Below are 16,076 nucleotides of genomic sequence, written 5' to 3'. Positions count from 1 at the left end.
CCTGTAAAGCGGACCATTCACTTTTAGAGATCTTCCGACATACTAACTATGTCCCCTGAGGAGATCGCTATGCGCAAGATCCGATTCACTGAACACCAGATCATCGCCGTTCTGAAGTCCGTCGAAGCCGGACGAACCGTCAAAGATGTCTGCCGCGAAGCCGCTATATCCGAAGCCAGCTATTACAACTGGAAAGCAAAATACGGCGGGATGGAAGCGGCTGATATTAAAAAGATCAAAGATCTGGAAGACGAGAACCGGCGGCTCAAACAGATGTTTGCCGACCTCAGTCTGGAATGCCGGGCGCTAAAAGATGTTATTGAAAAAAAGCTTTAAAACCAGCGATAAAACGTGAGCTCGTCAGTTATCTGACCTCGCAGTTTGCGATGAGCATACGTCAGGCATGCAGGACGTTATCGTTGAGCAGGACGGTGTTTTTATACCAGCCAGATACCCGGCGTGATGAATCGGTGATCCAGGGGCTGCTAGTGATGGCTGAACGCTATCCACGATACGGATTTAAGAAGCTTTTTCAGGTATTGCGCAGGCAGGGGAATACCTGGAATCACAAGCGTGTTCACCGAATTTACTGTCTTCTGAAACTGAATTTTCGTCGCAAAGGAAAGCAACGTCTGCCGGTGCGTAATCCGGCTCCACTGGCGACCCCAGAGGCGCTGAACCAGAGCTGGTCCATCGATTTTATGCACGACGCGCTGGTCTGCGGCAGACGCTTCAGAACCTTCAATGTGGTGGATGATTTTAACCGGGAAGCCCTGGCCATTGAAATTGACCTGAATATCCCGGCCCAGCGTGTTGTCCGGGTACTGGATAGGATCGTGGCAAACCGTGGATATCCGCTGAAGATGAGGATGGATAATGGGCCAGAACTTATATCGCTGGCGCTGGCTCAATGGGCCGAAGAGCATGGCGTGATGCTGGACTTTATCAAGCCGGGTAAACCGACGCAAAACGCATTTATCGAACGCTTTAACCGGACGTACCGGACCGAAATACTGGATTTTTATCTGTTCAGAACACTGAATGAAGCACGGGAAATTACAGAGCGCTGGCTGGCTGAATATAACGGTGAGCGGCCCCATGAATCCCTGAATAACCTGACGCCGGAAGAGTACCGTCTGATGGCTGAAAACCCGGAAATCTCAAAAAGTGCGTGGAACTAAAACGGGTGTGCTTACAGCTCCGTGGCCATCAGCCGATAATCTTCGCCATCGATGCGGATCAGACGGAACAACGTCTTATTCACTTTCTCAGACAGATGATGCGATTCGATAAGTGGAATGACCATGTGCCGCTTTGGTGTGTCGACAATATCACTCTGCTTTTTTACTTGCTGGCTCGTTTGTATTCATAAACAACGAATTACACGATCACCAGTTCCTGTTTTCATCCGCAAAAGAACCATTCTTTGCGATAAATTGGGCGACGTTTTCCATCCCTTCACGGTTTTCCTTCTTCCACGCCTCAGTCTTTATGCGGCGGGCTTCTTTGCCAAGGGCGTCATTCACCAGCTCGGAAATATTAACTCCGGCAGCACTCAGAATCTGATAGTCATCTTTGTCCACGGCAATGCTAATCCGGCGTTTCATTGCCGTGTTCCTCTTTAACCAAGCGCTTTATATTTTGCAGGGATCTTAGCAATAATGCTGGCGGGGTCTAGAGAAAGTAAACGGGCGATGTGAATAAATTCTACGATGTCTAACCTTCTTTCCCCGTTCTCAACCTTGGCGATAAACGACTGAGGACGATCCAGCGCTAGCGCCAGGTTTACCTGTGTGATCCCTTTGACAATGCGTGCTTCACGTAATGCCTTGATAACGATCTGATATTCATCAGAGTAAACAGAAGCCATCGATTCAACCCCATAAAATTTGGGATCAAATATCAGTCGCTCACTGCTTTATCCCAAAACGGGATAAGTGGTTTTTTTGTATTGATTACTTAATGCTATCTTTCTGTATTTTATTCGCTATTTTTTCTAAAATAGTGGAAGCGTCTACAGATAGCAGGTGAGCGATGTGGACAAATTCAACAACATCCAGCCTACGTTCCCCATTCTCGATTTTGGCTACAAAAGACTGAGGTCGACCTAAAGCGTTCGCCAAATTTTCTTGGGTCATGCCTTTTTCGATTCTGGCCTCTCGCAGTGTTTTTATAACTGATTGATATTCATTTGAATAAATCGATGCCATTTTGGTGACCTTGATAGATATCCCAAAATCGAATATCAATCATTTCCTTTTTTATCCCAAAATGGGATAATTGGCGCAATTCATCACAGGGAGAGGTCGATAAATGGATAATTACGATTGGCATCCGGCAGACATTATTGCTGGCTTAAGGAAGAAAGGAACAACGTTGGCCGCGGTATCAAGAGCATCTGGATTAGCGTCTTCAACACTTGCTAACGCACTAACAAGACATTGGCCCAAAGGTGAAAGGTTAATTGCCTGTGCATTGGGAAAGCGGCCTGAGGAGATCTGGCCGTCACGCTATCGGAGTATGAGCCCGAATCATGGGGAAGGGGAGGCGGGATAGCGCTTTCGTAGAGAATCGAACGGTGTTCGATGGAGAGTCCACGCGCTAGAAACGAAAAACCCCCGCCAAAGGCGAGGGTTAAGAATTAGTGGTGCCCGGACTCGGAATCGAACCAAGGACACGAGGATTTTCAATCCTCTGCTCTACCGACTGAGCTATCCGGGCAACGGGGCGCATTAAACCGTATTGGCCGCGTGGCGTCAACGGGTTTCTGTCACAAAGCGGAGCGCCTGCGCTATTTTCAGGCAATTGTATTATTTGCTAGCCAGTTTCTGGCGATCCTTTCAGCACGCTTATACCCGTCATACTTCAAGTTGCATGTGCGTTGGCTTCGCTCAGTCACCCGAATCACTTACCTGAGTAAGCTCATCGGGACTCCTTCCCTTGCCGCCTGCCTGAAACTCGAATTATTTAGGGTATAGCGCACTCATGCGTCTTCCCGTATACGCTCGGCATGTTTCGTTGCACTTTTTACCGCGTTGAGTGCGGGCTGGATTGTTGAATTTGATGAAGAATAATGCCACTATTGCGCGGTTTTTTAACGTCTCGTTCACCTGAACGCCCCTTTAAGCGTAGTTAGCGTATAGCTAAAGAGGATCGCCGATATGTCAGATTCATTGCTCATGGTGCAAAACGCTCGCGCCAGCTCGCTGATGACGTCACTGCGTGTTTCTTCTTTCCACCGCTGCGCGGTTTACTTTTCTTCCTGTCGATTATCCTCCTTCACCATGCGGTGAGGCGTTCGTTCGCTCACTGTTAGGCATGAGTAAAAATAGAGTACGCCTCTGCTTTTACTGATGTCTATCGGATGGTGCTGGCTCCAGTTTTTCCATTCTTGGCCTACAGTTGACCTGTAGGGATCATACGCTTGTCGTTATTGATTGGCATTGTGATTGGTCGGGATTGTTATCCCTGAACGGTGTCTTCCAGGCACGTACACTTACCCTTAACCGTTTGGGTTTGGTTACATGAAACAGTTAAAAATTGCGGCGAATGCAGCGGTTGCCACCCGTTTAATCACAACGCGCGAGATTGTCGCGTTGAGTCAGACCGACTTCACCGATGTGGCGGCGGTCGTGGTTTCGATTGAGGAAGCCCGTAGCGGCATTCTGTCGATATTGCAGCACACTGGCTTTAGTATCCCGGCGTTTGTCGAAGAGCCTGACGAAGATAAAGAGCTGGATGTTTTGCCTGCGGGCAGCGAATGGCTGGTTCTTGATGACGACGGCGAGCACGCCAACGTGCTGGAGCGAGCGGCGAAAGCCTATCAGGATACCCTGTTGCCACCGTTTTTCGATACGCTGACCAAATACGTCAACATGAAAAACACGACGTTTGCCTGTCCGGGGCATCAGGGCGGTCAGTTCTTCCGCAAGCACCCGGCGGGGCGTCAGTTTTTTGAGTTTTACGGTGAGAATGTGTTTCGTTCTGATATCTGTAACGCGGACGTCAAACTGGGCGATTTGTTGATTCACGAAGGGGCGGCGAAGAAGGCGCAGAAGCATGCTGCGCGTGTGTTTAACGCCGATAAAACCTATTTCGTGTTGAACGGCACGTCCTCTGCGAACAAAGTAGTGACGAACGCGCTGCTGGCGCGTGGCGATCTGGTGCTGTTTGACCGCAACAACCATAAATCCAACCATCATGGTGCGCTGATTCAGGCGGGCGCGACGCCAGTCTATCTGGAAACCGTGCGCAATCCGTTTGGCTTTATCGGCGGCGTGGATGCGCATTGTTTTGATGAAGCCTATCTGCGCAAGCTGATCGCGGAAGTCGCGCCGGAGCGTGCCAACGAGCCGCGTCCGTTCCGTCTGGCCGTCATCCAGCTCGGCACCTATGACGGCACCATTTATAACGCGCGTCAGGTTGTCGATAGCATCGGGCACCTGTGCGACTACATTCTGTTTGACTCCGCCTGGGTCGGCTATGAGCAGTTTATCCCGATGATGGAGCAGTGCTCGCCGCTGTTGCTGGATCTGAATGAGAACGATCCGGGCATCTTTGTCACTCAGTCGGTGCATAAGCAGCAGGCGGGCTTCTCGCAGACCTCGCAGATCCACAAGAAAGATACGCACATCAAAGGCCAGCGCCGTTTCTGCAACCATAAACAGCTGAATAACGCCTTTATGCTGCACGCCTCAACCAGTCCGTTTTACCCGCTGTTCGCGGCATTGGATATCAATGCCAAAATGCACGAAGGGGCAAGCGGGCGTCGGATGTGGATGGACTGCGTGAAGCTGGGCATTGAGGCGCGTAAGCAGCTGCTGACACGCTGTTCGCTCATAAAACCGTTCGTGCCTGTGACGGTGGGTGGCGCGCTCTGGCAGGATCATGATACGGAGACGATCGCGCAGGACGTGCGCTTCTTCAACTTTGAGCCGGGCGAGAAATGGCACGCATTCGAAGGGTACGCCGAGGACCAGTACTTTATCGATCCTTGCAAATTACTGCTGACCACGCCGGGTATTGATGCGATTAGCGGCGATTATACCGAATTTGGTATTCCGGCGACGATCCTGGCTAACTACCTGCGCGAGCACGGCATTATCCCGGAAAAATGCGACATGAACTCGATCCTGTTCCTGCTAACGCCAGCGGAAGACGCTGCAAAAATGCAGGAGCTGGTGAATGCGCTGGTGCATTTCGAGACGCTGATTGCCCGTGATGCGCCGCTGAGTGAAGTGCTGCCCAGCCTGTATCAGAAATACAAAGAGCGTTATCGTGGTTACCGGCTGCGTCGGCTGTGTCAGGAAATGCATGATTTTTACGCTCAGCACAACGTGAAAGATCTGCAAAAAGCGATGTTCCGCAAAACCGAGTTTCCATCCGTGGTGATGTTGCCACAGGATGCCAACAGGGAATTTGTGCGCGGGAATATCGAGCTGATTCCTATCGACGCAGCAGAAGGACGTATCGCAGCAGAAGGCGCATTGCCATATCCGCCGGGCGTGTTGTGCGTCGTGCCGGGGGAAACCTGGGGCGGGGCGGTACAACGCTATTTTCTGGCGCTGGAAGCGGGCATTAACCTGCTGCCGGGCTTCTCCCCAGAATTGCAGGGCGTCTATAGCGTCGCGGAAGAAGATGGCAGCAAGCGCCTGTATGGTTACGTAGTAGAACAGTAATTACATTTATCTTCAGACCGTTGACAAGCCTATTTACCGAATGAAAACGGGAGTAACGGAATAGAAGAGTAAAGCGTTTGCGCCAGGGACAAAAACGTCAGGAACGTTTTTGAACGTCGCTTGCGACGGCCCTGAAAGGGTGAATCTCAGGGATGAGATTCATATCTGCGCAAGCCGAGCGTACATGGACGTATTCACAGCGTCTTTACGATCTATCCGTTACTACCGCTCTACGGACTTTGTCAGTAACCTCAAACTCAGGCTCGGAAACGAGCCTGAGTTTTTTCTGTCTTAACGCAGACTGGATTCCTGCTGGTCGGAGAGCGCCACGGCTTCACGCTGCTTTTTCAGCCCGCGCCAGCCGATAATCAGCATGATCGTCAATACCGGAATCGTCGCAACCGTCCAGGTGCCGTTCGGGTAATCAAACGCCATCAATCCCAACACGCTCACCAGAAAAGCCAGTGTCAGCCACGATGTCACGGGCGCACCGGGCATTTTGAATGCCACCGGTTTGGCTTTCCCCTGACGAATCGCTTTGCGCAGCTGCATTTGGCACAGAATGATGAACGCCCAGGAACAGATAATGCCGAGCGAAGCGATATTCAGAACGATCTCGAACACCTGCGATGGCACCACGTAGTTCAGCACCACACCGATAATGTGGATGCCGACCGTGACCAAAATACCGGTATAGGGCACAGACTGCGTGCTCATTTTCGACAGGAACGCGGGTGCCGAGCCACCCAGCGACAGCGAGCGCAGGATGCGCCCCGTCGAGTACAAGCCGGAGTTCAGGCTGGACAGCGCGGCGGACAGCACCACGATATTCATGATCGTGCCGATATAGGGCACGCCCAGCTTGCTGAAGAAGGTGACGAACGGGCTTTGTCCTGCCTGATAAGCGTTCCACGGCAGCAGGCAGACCAACAGCGCGACAGAACCGACGTAGAACAGGCCGATACGCCAGATGACGCTGTTGACCGCTTTCGGCAGCACTTTCTCCGGGTCTTTACATTCGCCTGCGGTTGTCCCGATGATCTCGATGCCGGCAAAGGCAAATATCACCCCCTGAACCAGCACCAGCGCGGGCAGAATACCGTGTGGGAACAGGCCGCCGTTATCGGTAATCAGGTGCAGGCCGGGTGTGTTGCCGTCCAGCGGACTGCCCGTGCCAAGATAGACCGTACCGACCACCAGAAAAATGGCGATGGCCGCAACCTTAATTAGCGCGAACCAGAACTCCATTTCGGCAAACCACTTCACGCCAATCAGGTTCATCAGCGTGACGATGGATAACGCACCCAGCGCGAACAGCCACTGCGGGACATCGGCAAAGGTGCCCCAGTAGTGCATGTAGAGCGCGACGGCGGTGATGTCGACAATCCCGGTCATCGCCCAGTTGAGGAAGTACATCCAGCCAGCCACGTAGGAGGCCTTTTCACCCAGAAACTCGCGTGAATACGAGACGAAGCTACCGCTGGTGGGGCGATGAACGATCAGCTCACCCAGAGCACGTAGGATGAAAAAAGAGAAGATACCGCAAACCAGATAGACCAGCGCCAGCGCGGGCCCAGCCATTTGCAGACGCGCACCCGCGCCAAGAAATAACCCGGTGCCGATAGAGCCGCCGATCGCGATCATCTGTACGTGGCGGTTGCCGATACTTTGGTGATAACCCTTTTCGTGGAGGCGTTGCCCGGCGGCATGATGCTCGCTATGAGGGGAAGAATGTTGTGCCATTGATGTCGGTGTTTTCCTGTCTGTCACGCATCCTATGGTGACGCGTTCACTATTATTATTTCAAATTCAAGAAATTATGTTTTCGCCTGCGACATTTTTTATGTCCGCCACCCTTCGGGGCGTTGCGCGTGGTAAGCCGCATGGCAGAAAACAACGGCAGCGATGCTACCTTTTCCTGTGTGCTGTGGCAAAAAATGGATAAAGGGAAAGTGTGTCAGAGCGTGATGGTGTGGGGGGCGGGGAATCAGACGGGAAATATTACCGCCCCGGTTAGGCGAGCAAGACCGGGACGGGAAAAGCAAAAAAGCGACAGTTTACGCGCCGACATCCGCGCGCGTTGGTCCTTGAAAATGGATGGCGTTGATATGGCAACTGCGCGGCTGGATGAGCACGAAACGCATCGCTTCCCATATCGAGCGGGCATTCAGCAGGTGCTCGCCCATTTTTTCCTCGCTAGTTGGATAGTCATCCAGGCCGGTGACTTCAAAATCTGGCGGATAAAACCCTGTCACGCGAATGTTTTCCTGTGCGACATGGTGCGCCAGATTCTGGCTAAAACCGCTCATGCCGTGCTTGGCGGCAAAGAACGCAGGGTGAGCGATAGAATCGTGGAACTGCGGTAGGCCGCAGACCGAAACCATCGCCAGAATATCGGCGCTTGGTGAACGGCGTAAGCTCGGCAATAGCGCTTTGGTGAGCAGGATAGATCCGGTCAGGCCGGAGTTGATGGTGCTGACGATATCCGTATCGGTGTCTTCTTCCCCCAACGCGCCTTCCAGCCATTGTGCGGCGCTTAGCACCAGAATATCGACGGGCGCGCTGTCTTCCAGCAGTTGTGCGGAAAAATCCCTGACCGAATCAGGATTGGCGATATCGCACTGATAGGCGCGAGCCGTGCCGCCCTCCTGATGAATGATGTCTACGCTGGCCTGCGCATCGGCCAGTTTGCGGGCGCAAAGATCGACCTTTACCCCTTCGCGAGCCAGCCAGACGGAGACTGCTTGTCCAAAATCGCGGCCACCGCCCGTGACAATCGCACGTCTACCTTTCAGCATCATGTGTTCCCTTGGCACGTGTGTTCTTCCATTGCTGCGCATCCGGCCACATGGCGGGATGCAGCGTGAGTGTATTCATTAGGTTTTGGGTGAATCGGCCTGCGCGGCATCCTCTTCAGCCTGCCGTAAAATGGCTTTGGCGACCCACTGCGTCACATCCTGAATACTGTCTTCTTCCAGATGCCAGATATCTTTCAGCACCAGAAAAACCTCGGAACCGTAAATGAGGGATAAGGCATAAATCACCCGCTGTTGTGCTTCCGGCGTGATTTTCCCTTCCAGCGGTTCGGTTGCAATCTTGAGCAGACGTTTACGATTGCCACGCGTCAGCGTATCTGTATGGAGGCGATTAGAACGACGGTCGGCCCATTGTTGCAGTGACAGATGCAGAGCGGCACGCAGCGCGCCTTCATGTTCCAGCATCCTGGGGTAAGCAAAATGCAGCAGTTCGGCAACGCGTTCGCTGGCATGCGGTTGTGTCGGGTGCCACGCCAGAATGGGGCCGAGGCTTTCGCCGACCACGGCGGAGACTAACGCACTTTGCGTCGGAAAATAACGATAAGCCGTCGCGCGTGAAAGCTGAGCCGCAGCGGCAACATCGGTAATGGAGGGGAATATGCCTTGGTCGAACATATTCATAGCGGTATCAATCAATAAACGACGGGTTTTCGCCCGTGTTGATGTCAGTTTTTCATCCCGTTCAATCACATAGACCTCATTGAATTTTCGGGCCGGAAGCTATCGGGCAGCACGGCGTTATCGCCAGAACTATAGCAAATTGAGTGATTCTTGTGCCACGTCAAGCTTTCTTACTGTTAATGTAATGCCGTACATAACATTTTGAGACTTTTGTCTCATTTGGGTGTTTAATGATTTGTCTTTCTGATACTCAAGTCTCAATATGGCGACAAATTAATCTTATCTGTTTTTGGTTTCTTGTAATTGTTATTTATATCAATCTGTTAATCGTTTCACTAATGGTAGGAGGGAGACCAAGTGGGAAGTAAAGTTGGCAGCGTTTATATTGCAAGTACAGCTGATACTAAAGGGAAAGAACAGATTTACGTTCGCGATCTGATTGCCGCGACAGGCTTGAAAACCGTCACGGTCGATCTGTCAACGACACGTCCGTCAACGGATGCTCGGGTGTCAGAGACGATAGATATCAGCGCAGAAACGGTGGCATCGTACCACCCACAGGGCGCATCAGCCCTGTTTTGCCATGACAGAGGTCAGGCAATTGGTGCCATGGCCGTTGCGTTTGAGCACTTTATGTTGTCCCGCGATGATATTGCCGGGGTAATCGGGCTGGGCGGCTCCGGCGGTACGGCGTTGATCACGCCCGCGATGCAGGCATTACCGATTGGCATGCCGAAACTGATGGTGTCGACGATGGCTTCCGGCGATATCTCCGGCTACATCGGTGCCAGCGACATCAGCATGATGTATTCCGTTACCGATGTAGCGGGTCTGAACCGCATTTCTCGTCAGATTCTTGGCAACGCGGCGCACCAGATCGCCGGTGCTGTGAAGTTTCATATTCAGGAACATCATGAAGATAAGCCCGCGATTGGCTTGACCATGTTTGGCGTAACGACGCCGTGCATTCAGGAAGCCAGTGCATTGCTGGAAGCGGAGTTTGACTGTCTGGTTTTTCATGCGACGGGCAGCGGCGGGAAAGCGATGGAAAAGCTGGTGGACAGCCATTTGCTCACTGGCGTGCTCGATCTCACGACGACGGAAGTGTGTGATTTACTGTTTGATGGCGTGCTGGCCTGCGGGCCGGAACGGTTTGACGCGATAGCCAAGACGCAGGTGCCTTACGTGGCATCCTGCGGGGCGCTGGACATGGTGAATTTTGGCGCCCCCGCCAGCGTACCGGAGAAATACGCGCATCGTCTGTTCTACAACCACAACGCACAGGTCACTCTGATGCGTACCACAATAGACGAGAATATCGCGATGGCGCGCTGGATTGGGGAGAAGCTTAACCGCTGTGAAGGCGAAGTGCGCTTCCTGATCCCCGAAGGCGGCTTCTCTGCGCTGGATGCGCCGGAGCAGGCATTCTGGCATCCGGAAGCGCGTGACGCGTTTATCAGCACGCTGGAGAGCGTCGTGCAGCAAACGGCAAGACGAAAGATTATTCGTCTGCCTTTCCATATTAACGATCCTTTATTTGCCCATGCGGCTGTCGATGCGTTTCGGGCGTTAGTGAAATAAGAAGGGAAAAAGTATGAAGTCAGGCATGAATCGTCAGGAACTGCTGGCAAAATTCCGTGAAATGATCGCCCGCCGCGAGCCGATTATCGGGGGCGGCGCGGGAACGGGGCTGTCTGCAAAATGTGAAGAAGCGGGCGGTATCGATCTGATTGTGATCTACAACTCCGGGCGCTATCGCATGGCGGGGAGAGGTTCTCTGGCTGGCCTGTTAGCTTACGGCAACGCGAATGAGATTGTCGTGGATATGGCGAAAGAGGTTCTGCCCGTTGTGAAACATACGCCAGTGCTGGCGGGTGTGAACGGAACCGATCCTTTCTGTCAGTTTGATAAATTTCTGGATGACCTGAAAGCGCTGGGTTTCTCTGGCGTGCAAAACTTCCCAACCGTTGGGCTGATCGACGGTAATTTCCGCGCCAATCTGGAAGAAACCGGCATGGGGTATGGGCTGGAAGTGGACATGATTCGTCTGGCACATGAAAAAGACATGCTGACCACACCTTATGTGTTCAGTGCGGAGGACGCTGTCGCGATGACGAAAGCGGGGGCGGACATTATTGTGCCGCACATGGGGTTAACCACCGGTGGCAACATTGGGGCGGAAACTGCGCTGAATCTTGCAGATTGCGTTCCGTTGATTAATCACTGGGCGAATGAGGCGAAAGCGATACGTAAAGATGTGATTGTTCTGTGCCACGGCGGGCCGATTTCAACACCGCAGGACGCACAGTTCATTATGGATCACTGCCCGCAATGCGATGGTTTTTACGGTGCTAGCTCAATGGAGCGGCTGCCGACAGAAACCGCGTTAACGGCTACAACACAGCAATTTAAAAAAATTAAACGTTAATAGACTTTTTTGGTTCTATACCTAATGGACTTCCTGAAGTGGGAAGAACGACTGGTAAATTTTGCGCCAATATCAGGGAATACGGCCAGCACATGCTGGCCGGCATTTTATGTGAAAGAAGATTAGAACATGCCTTCAAACGGGTTCCAGCTTTTGCTGTTCTGGGTTTCTTTCAGATAGTAGGCGTAGTTAGCCGTTGATGCCCACATCAAACAGAGACCGTATCTGACGGCTATTTCCGTATATTCGGGAAGTCGGATGTTGCCAAAGACCTCAATACTCGCAAAAACTGCACCAACGGCAACTGAAATACCAAATAGCGTCAGATTCTTACGCCAGAGTCCCAGCACAAAGAAATAAATGATACTGAAGAAGAACGCGATGAAGTTGAAATTCAGCAGCATCTTGGTGCCAAATGTTGCATTTTTAAATCCATTCTTGAAGGCCGGTGACTTAGGCCCACCAAACTCATTATAAAACGCGAAACGGGTTTGCCATTTTTTTGAGTATTGCTTCCCTACGGTGTTTTCCATAACAGATCCCTTATTTAGTATTGTGAATAATATTACTGTAAATAATTTCGGTAGCGATTTTACTGGCTGGATTTCCTTATCGCCACTATGGCGTTTTTTTGTGATGCTTTCCTTTAATGATTTTTTTTATACCGCATCGTGGTAGTTAAAAATTATTATTAATAGCGTACTAATTTTTTGTCATTCTTGCTACGTTAATCACATCGGTAGTAGAGCTAATCGATGATGCGGTTAATTTTACTCATTACTATGAATTTATTTTCATAATTAATTATTCTTATTTTTTTAATTAACACGAAATGATTTATTGAATTAAGTAAAATTTAATATTGTGCTTAATGCCTACTTTCACTCGCTTTTTTCGTGTAATAGCAAGGAATAGGGATGTTTATTGGCGTTAATCGAGCGTTTATTATCGGTTTGGATTTTTCTATTGACCTGCTCTGTTGATACGGAAGTAGAAAAAAGAGGGACTAAATAGCGTTTTAGGTCGCGTAGGGAAGAAAACCATTGTTATACGTGCTATTTTTCGCCGTGCAGAAATCAGGAAAAATAATGAAGCCGCACTACCGGAATAAACCCGGTAGTGCGGCGTTTTGTGGTGCGCGTGAATTAGCGGCGATAATTTTTCTGCGCCGTGTTCACTTTGTACAGGTAGCGGCGTGATTCACCAGACGGGTGTTTCGTCGTCAGTGTTTGGTAGACATCGCTTGGTGACATGCTGTTGATAATGCCCACGGCGCGATCCCGGTCGCTGGAGAAGACGCGCAACACGCTGCCTGCGCCACCGTTATACGCGGTGATGACGGCGTAGCGTTTCGACGTCGGGTTTTCAATACCGGCCAGATAGCTGTTCTTCAGAATCGACAGGTAGGCGGTACCCGCGTCGATATTTTGTTCTGGATCGAACAGGTAACTACGGCTCGGCTGTCCCCATTTCCCTTTCATCTTGAAGACGTCGCGTCCCGCACTGTGCTGTACCACCTGCATCAGACCCAGCGCATCGGAACGGCTGACGGCGTAGGGGTTGAAGCTCGATTCTGTCTGCATAATCGCCAGAATCAGCGACTCTTCAATGCCGTAACGCTCGGAGGCTTTTCGCACCAGCGGCAGGTATTTGTGTGCACGCTTATCCAGATGGTTAGGGACAAGCTGCATCGTGACCGACCAGATAACGTGCAGGCCGGAAGTGCGTTTTTGCAGACGGTTCTGGAGTAGATAATCCGCGAAGCTGGCGGCACGGCCTTCCCAGCGGATCGGCTGTCCGGTGTTATCCAGCACCTGGCCATACAGCAGCGGTTCGCGGCTGATCTGAATATCATTAGCGTCGGAATACAAATCGGTGTTACTGGCGTCATCGCCCATCAGCAGGGTGGTGATAATCGCCTGGCGCAGGCTGGCGACGGAATTGGTCGCCGAAATGGTTTCAATCGTGATTGAACCTGCATCAAAGTTGATGTGGCTACGCGTCTGATATTGATCGGTGTATTTGACGTAGTCTTTCGGGCCGGCGATCAGAACTTCATTGATACCCCAGATATTTTCGATGTTGTTGGCAAACTGGCCCATCAAAATATCGAAGGCGTTGGTATCCTTGATAAACTCTTCGTCGTTGGTATTCCCTTTGTTTCCCGAACAGGAAACCAGCAGTGGTGCAATGACCAGCAGCGCTAACATTTTCTTCATATAACAAGCCGTGTCGGAATTGGGACGTAAGCGGGCTCGAAAGCCCGCCATCTCAGTGGCTCGGAGGCGTATAGCCTTCGATGTGTACGTCCTTCCCTTCAAACAGGAATTTGATCATTTCCTGTTCCAGCAGCTTACGGTCGTCAACATTCATCATGCTGAGTTTTTTCTCGTTGATCAGCATGGTTTGCTTGGTTTGCCACTGCGCCCAGGCTTCTTTAGATATTTCGTTATAGATGCGCTTGCCCAGATCGCCGGGATAAAGCTGGAAATCTTGCCCTTCGGCGTCGCGTTGTAAAAAAGTACAAAAAATCGTTCTGCTCATGCTTCTTCCTCATCAATTGCGCAGGCATTCAAATGTGTAGACTGCGGGTGAGCCAGCTCCCTCAGCAGGCGTTCTACCGGGGCGGCCAGTCCGACAGACGGCGGCTGCGCTAAGTTATACCAGAGACCCGCATCGTCATCCATGCAGGACCTGTTTTGTGAGCGATCGCTCTGCGATACGTCCAGCCAGAGCGGAACGATATCCAGATGAAAATGGCTAAATGTATGGCGGAACGCGACAAGCTGTTGCAATCCATCAGGATTCAGACCACGTTGTTGCATCCAGAGTTCCAATTCCCGACGTTCACTGAACTGCGGGAAGCAAAATAACCCGCCCCACAGGCCCACGGCAGGGCGCTGTTGCAGCCAGACCTGAGAGCCTTGCTGCATCAACAGGAACCAGCCGGTTTTCTCCGGCAGCGTCTGCTTCGGTTTCTTGCCGGGGTATTGCGCCCAACTGTGGTTGGCGTAAGCCATGCAGCCGGTGTTGAGTGGGCACAGCTCGCACTTGGGGCGGCTGCGGGTACAGACCATTGCGCCGAGATCCATCATCGCCTGATTAAACTGGCTGACCCCCTCGGCTGGCGTGACCTCTTCACTCCGCGCCCACAGCTTCTTTTCGACCTCTTTCTTGCCCGGCCAGCCGTCAACGGCATAACAGCGTGCCAGCACGCGCTTCACGTTGCCGTCGAGAATCGGGTAATGCTGGCCGAGAGAGAGTGACAGCACGGCGCCAGCGGTGGAACGTCCGACGCCCGGCAACGCTGCGACTTCATCAAATGTAGTGGGGAATTCGCCGCCGTGACGTGACACGATGGTCTGGGCCGCTTTGTGCAGGTTGCGCGCACGGGCGTAGTAGCCCAGTCCGGTCCATAAGTGGAGCACTTCGTCCAGCGGTGCTGCCGCCAGCGCGCTCACGTTTGGAAAACGTTCCATAAAGCGTTGGAAATAGGGAATAACCGTGGTGACCTGCGTTTGTTGCAACATCACTTCGGATAGCCATACTTTATAGGGAGTTTTCTCAAGCTGCCACGGCAGGGTTTTGCGGCCATAGCGTTGATACCAGTCCAGCACCTGATGGGCGAACTGTTGCGCTTGCATCATAAAATGGGGTCACTATCCGACAGGTAAAAAGTTTGACAGCGATTCCAGCACAGAGTGAATGTGCTGTAAACCGGAACTTTCCGAGGCGGTGGGCTTGCTAAACCACGGTATCCTTGCATAATGCGCGTTTCCTTAACGAAATCGGACAGCAAGTAAGCACTCTTTATGATTAACAACGTCATTTCACCGGAATTTGATGAAAACGGACGCCCGATGCGTCGTATCCGCAGTTTTGTCCGCCGTCAGGGACGTTTGACCAACGGGCAACAGCTGGCGCTGGATAACTACTGGCCGGTGATGGGCGTGGAATATCAGACCGAACAGGTAGATTTTAACGCGCTATTTGGTCGTGACGCGCCAGTGGTGCTGGAAATTGGTTTTGGGATGGGCGCCTCGCTGGTGACGATGGCGGCACAGCATCCTGAGCAGAATTTCCTCGGTATTGAAGTTCACTTGCCGGGCGTGGGGGCGTGCCTCGCTTCCGCACAGGAGGCGGGAATCAGCAATCTGCGCGTGATGTGTCACGATGCGATCGAAGTGCTGATGAAGATGATCCCCGATGGTTCACTGTCCATGGTTCAACTCTTCTTCCCCGATCCGTGGCACAAAGCCCGTCATAATAAACGTCGCATCGTTCAGGTGCCTTTCGTCGAACTGGTACAGAGTAAGCTGAAAGTCGGCGGTGTGTTCCATATGGCAACAGATTGGGAACCTTATGCGCAACATATGCTCGAAGTGATGACGTCTGTCGCCGGGTACCGCAACCTTTCCGATAAGAATGACTACGTTGAGCGGCCGGATTCTCGACCGCTGACGAAATTTGAAGCGCGCGGCCAGCGTTTGGGGCATGGCGTATGGGATCTGATGTTTGAGAGGATAAAATAAA

The 16,076-nt window shown here is 51.9% G+C and carries 18 protein-coding genes and 1 tRNA gene; 7 read left to right on the top strand and 12 right to left on the bottom strand.

Going from position 1 to position 16,076, the window contains the following annotated elements:
- Positions 1-69: 69 nt before the first annotated feature.
- Positions 70-1,181 (top strand): IS3 family transposase gene (locus I2D83_RS17650; RefSeq protein ID WP_205946711.1). Its coding sequence is split into 2 segments (ribosomal slippage): positions 70-331 and positions 331-1,181, totalling 1,113 coding nucleotides; the frame shifts between segments, so codons are not numbered across the junction.
- An 11-nt stretch (positions 1,182-1,192) separates the two neighbouring features.
- On the opposite strand, the gene I2D83_RS22425 is transcribed toward I2D83_RS17650, so the two are convergent.
- From I2D83_RS22425 to I2D83_RS17630, 4 genes are all read right to left on the bottom strand, one after another.
- On the bottom strand, positions 1,193-1,306 hold the full coding sequence (locus tag I2D83_RS22425) for a hypothetical protein (protein ID WP_241007237.1): 114 nt from the start codon (positions 1,304-1,306) through the stop codon (positions 1,193-1,195).
- A gap of 82 nt (positions 1,307-1,388) precedes the next feature.
- Positions 1,389-1,607, bottom strand: a complete 219-nt coding sequence (gene ccdA / locus I2D83_RS17640; RefSeq protein WP_205947011.1) for a type II toxin-antitoxin system antitoxin CcdA — start codon at positions 1,605-1,607, stop codon at positions 1,389-1,391.
- Between the two features lie 14 nt (positions 1,608-1,621).
- Complete coding sequence (locus I2D83_RS17635; RefSeq protein ID WP_205947010.1) at positions 1,622-1,870, bottom strand: helix-turn-helix domain-containing protein; 249 nt, start codon at positions 1,868-1,870, stop codon at positions 1,622-1,624.
- 85 nt (positions 1,871-1,955) lie between these two features.
- Positions 1,956-2,210 carry a helix-turn-helix domain-containing protein gene (locus I2D83_RS17630; RefSeq protein ID WP_205947009.1) on the bottom strand — a complete coding sequence of 85 codons (255 nt, stop codon included), beginning with the start codon at positions 2,208-2,210 and terminating at the stop codon, positions 1,956-1,958.
- A 103-nt stretch (positions 2,211-2,313) separates the two neighbouring features.
- Between I2D83_RS17630 and I2D83_RS17625 the strand changes: the two genes are divergently transcribed.
- Positions 2,314-2,556 (top strand): helix-turn-helix domain-containing protein, encoded by a 243-nt coding sequence (locus I2D83_RS17625; RefSeq protein WP_205947008.1) that lies wholly within the window; start codon positions 2,314-2,316, stop codon positions 2,554-2,556.
- Positions 2,557-2,645: 89 nt separating this feature from the next.
- Here I2D83_RS17625 and I2D83_RS17620 read toward each other — a convergent pair.
- A tRNA-Phe gene (locus I2D83_RS17620) sits at positions 2,646-2,721 on the bottom strand.
- Between the two features lie 440 nt (positions 2,722-3,161).
- Here I2D83_RS17620 and I2D83_RS22525 point away from each other — a divergent pair.
- Positions 3,162-3,293, top strand: coding sequence for a hypothetical protein (locus I2D83_RS22525; RefSeq protein ID WP_256553759.1), 132 nt, complete (start codon positions 3,162-3,164; stop codon positions 3,291-3,293).
- Positions 3,294-3,524: 231 nt separating this feature from the next.
- The gene (locus tag I2D83_RS17615) at positions 3,525-5,678 is read left to right on the top strand and encodes an ornithine decarboxylase (protein WP_205947007.1); all 2,154 of its coding nucleotides are present in this window, start codon (positions 3,525-3,527) and stop codon (positions 5,676-5,678) included.
- A gap of 291 nt (positions 5,679-5,969) precedes the next feature.
- On the opposite strand, the gene ansP is transcribed toward I2D83_RS17615, so the two are convergent.
- From ansP to I2D83_RS17600, 3 genes are all read right to left on the bottom strand, one after another.
- Complete coding sequence (ansP, locus tag I2D83_RS17610) at positions 5,970-7,421, bottom strand: L-asparagine permease (protein ID WP_205947006.1); 1,452 nt, start codon at positions 7,419-7,421, stop codon at positions 5,970-5,972.
- Between the two features lie 314 nt (positions 7,422-7,735).
- Entirely contained in the window at positions 7,736-8,476 is a 741-nt protein-coding gene (locus tag I2D83_RS17605) for an SDR family oxidoreductase (protein ID WP_205948214.1), read from the bottom strand.
- 78 nt (positions 8,477-8,554) lie between these two features.
- Positions 8,555-9,184, bottom strand: a complete 630-nt coding sequence (locus tag I2D83_RS17600) for a TetR/AcrR family transcriptional regulator (protein WP_012773566.1) — start codon at positions 9,182-9,184, stop codon at positions 8,555-8,557.
- A 288-nt stretch (positions 9,185-9,472) separates the two neighbouring features.
- On the opposite strand from I2D83_RS17600, the gene I2D83_RS17595 reads away from it, so the two are divergent.
- Together I2D83_RS17595 and I2D83_RS17590 are read left to right on the top strand one after the other, a co-directional pair.
- Entirely contained in the window at positions 9,473-10,696 is a 1,224-nt protein-coding gene (locus I2D83_RS17595; protein ID WP_205947005.1) for a Tm-1-like ATP-binding domain-containing protein, read from the top strand.
- A 13-nt stretch (positions 10,697-10,709) separates the two neighbouring features.
- Positions 10,710-11,543 (top strand): phosphoenolpyruvate hydrolase family protein, encoded by an 834-nt coding sequence (locus I2D83_RS17590; RefSeq protein ID WP_181845472.1) that lies wholly within the window; start codon positions 10,710-10,712, stop codon positions 11,541-11,543.
- 122 nt (positions 11,544-11,665) lie between these two features.
- Here I2D83_RS17590 and I2D83_RS17585 read toward each other — a convergent pair whose 3' ends face one another.
- The 4 genes from I2D83_RS17585 to mutY form a co-directional block, all read right to left on the bottom strand.
- Complete coding sequence (locus I2D83_RS17585; RefSeq protein ID WP_205947004.1) at positions 11,666-12,076, bottom strand: DUF2628 domain-containing protein; 411 nt, start codon at positions 12,074-12,076, stop codon at positions 11,666-11,668.
- 612 nt (positions 12,077-12,688) lie between these two features.
- On the bottom strand, positions 12,689-13,762 hold the full coding sequence (gene mltC, locus I2D83_RS17580; RefSeq protein ID WP_043881719.1) for a membrane-bound lytic murein transglycosylase MltC: 1,074 nt from the start codon (positions 13,760-13,762) through the stop codon (positions 12,689-12,691).
- 52 nt (positions 13,763-13,814) lie between these two features.
- On the bottom strand, positions 13,815-14,087 hold the full coding sequence (locus I2D83_RS17575) for an oxidative damage protection protein (protein ID WP_005975842.1): 273 nt from the start codon (positions 14,085-14,087) through the stop codon (positions 13,815-13,817).
- Entirely contained in the window at positions 14,084-15,190 is a 1,107-nt protein-coding gene (mutY, locus tag I2D83_RS17570; protein ID WP_181845469.1) for an A/G-specific adenine glycosylase, read from the bottom strand. Before mutY ends, I2D83_RS17575 begins: the two co-directional genes overlap by 4 nt.
- A gap of 165 nt (positions 15,191-15,355) precedes the next feature.
- On the opposite strand from mutY, the gene trmB reads away from it, so the two are divergent.
- Positions 15,356-16,075 (top strand): tRNA (guanosine(46)-N7)-methyltransferase TrmB, encoded by a 720-nt coding sequence (trmB, locus tag I2D83_RS17565; RefSeq protein WP_012773573.1) that lies wholly within the window; start codon positions 15,356-15,358, stop codon positions 16,073-16,075.
- Position 16,076: the final 1 nt, after the last annotated feature.

The organism is Pectobacterium aroidearum, assembly GCF_015689195.1.
GTDB lineage: Bacteria > Pseudomonadota > Gammaproteobacteria > Enterobacterales > Enterobacteriaceae > Pectobacterium > Pectobacterium aroidearum.
This window is presented reverse-complemented; position numbering and strand designations above follow the sequence as displayed.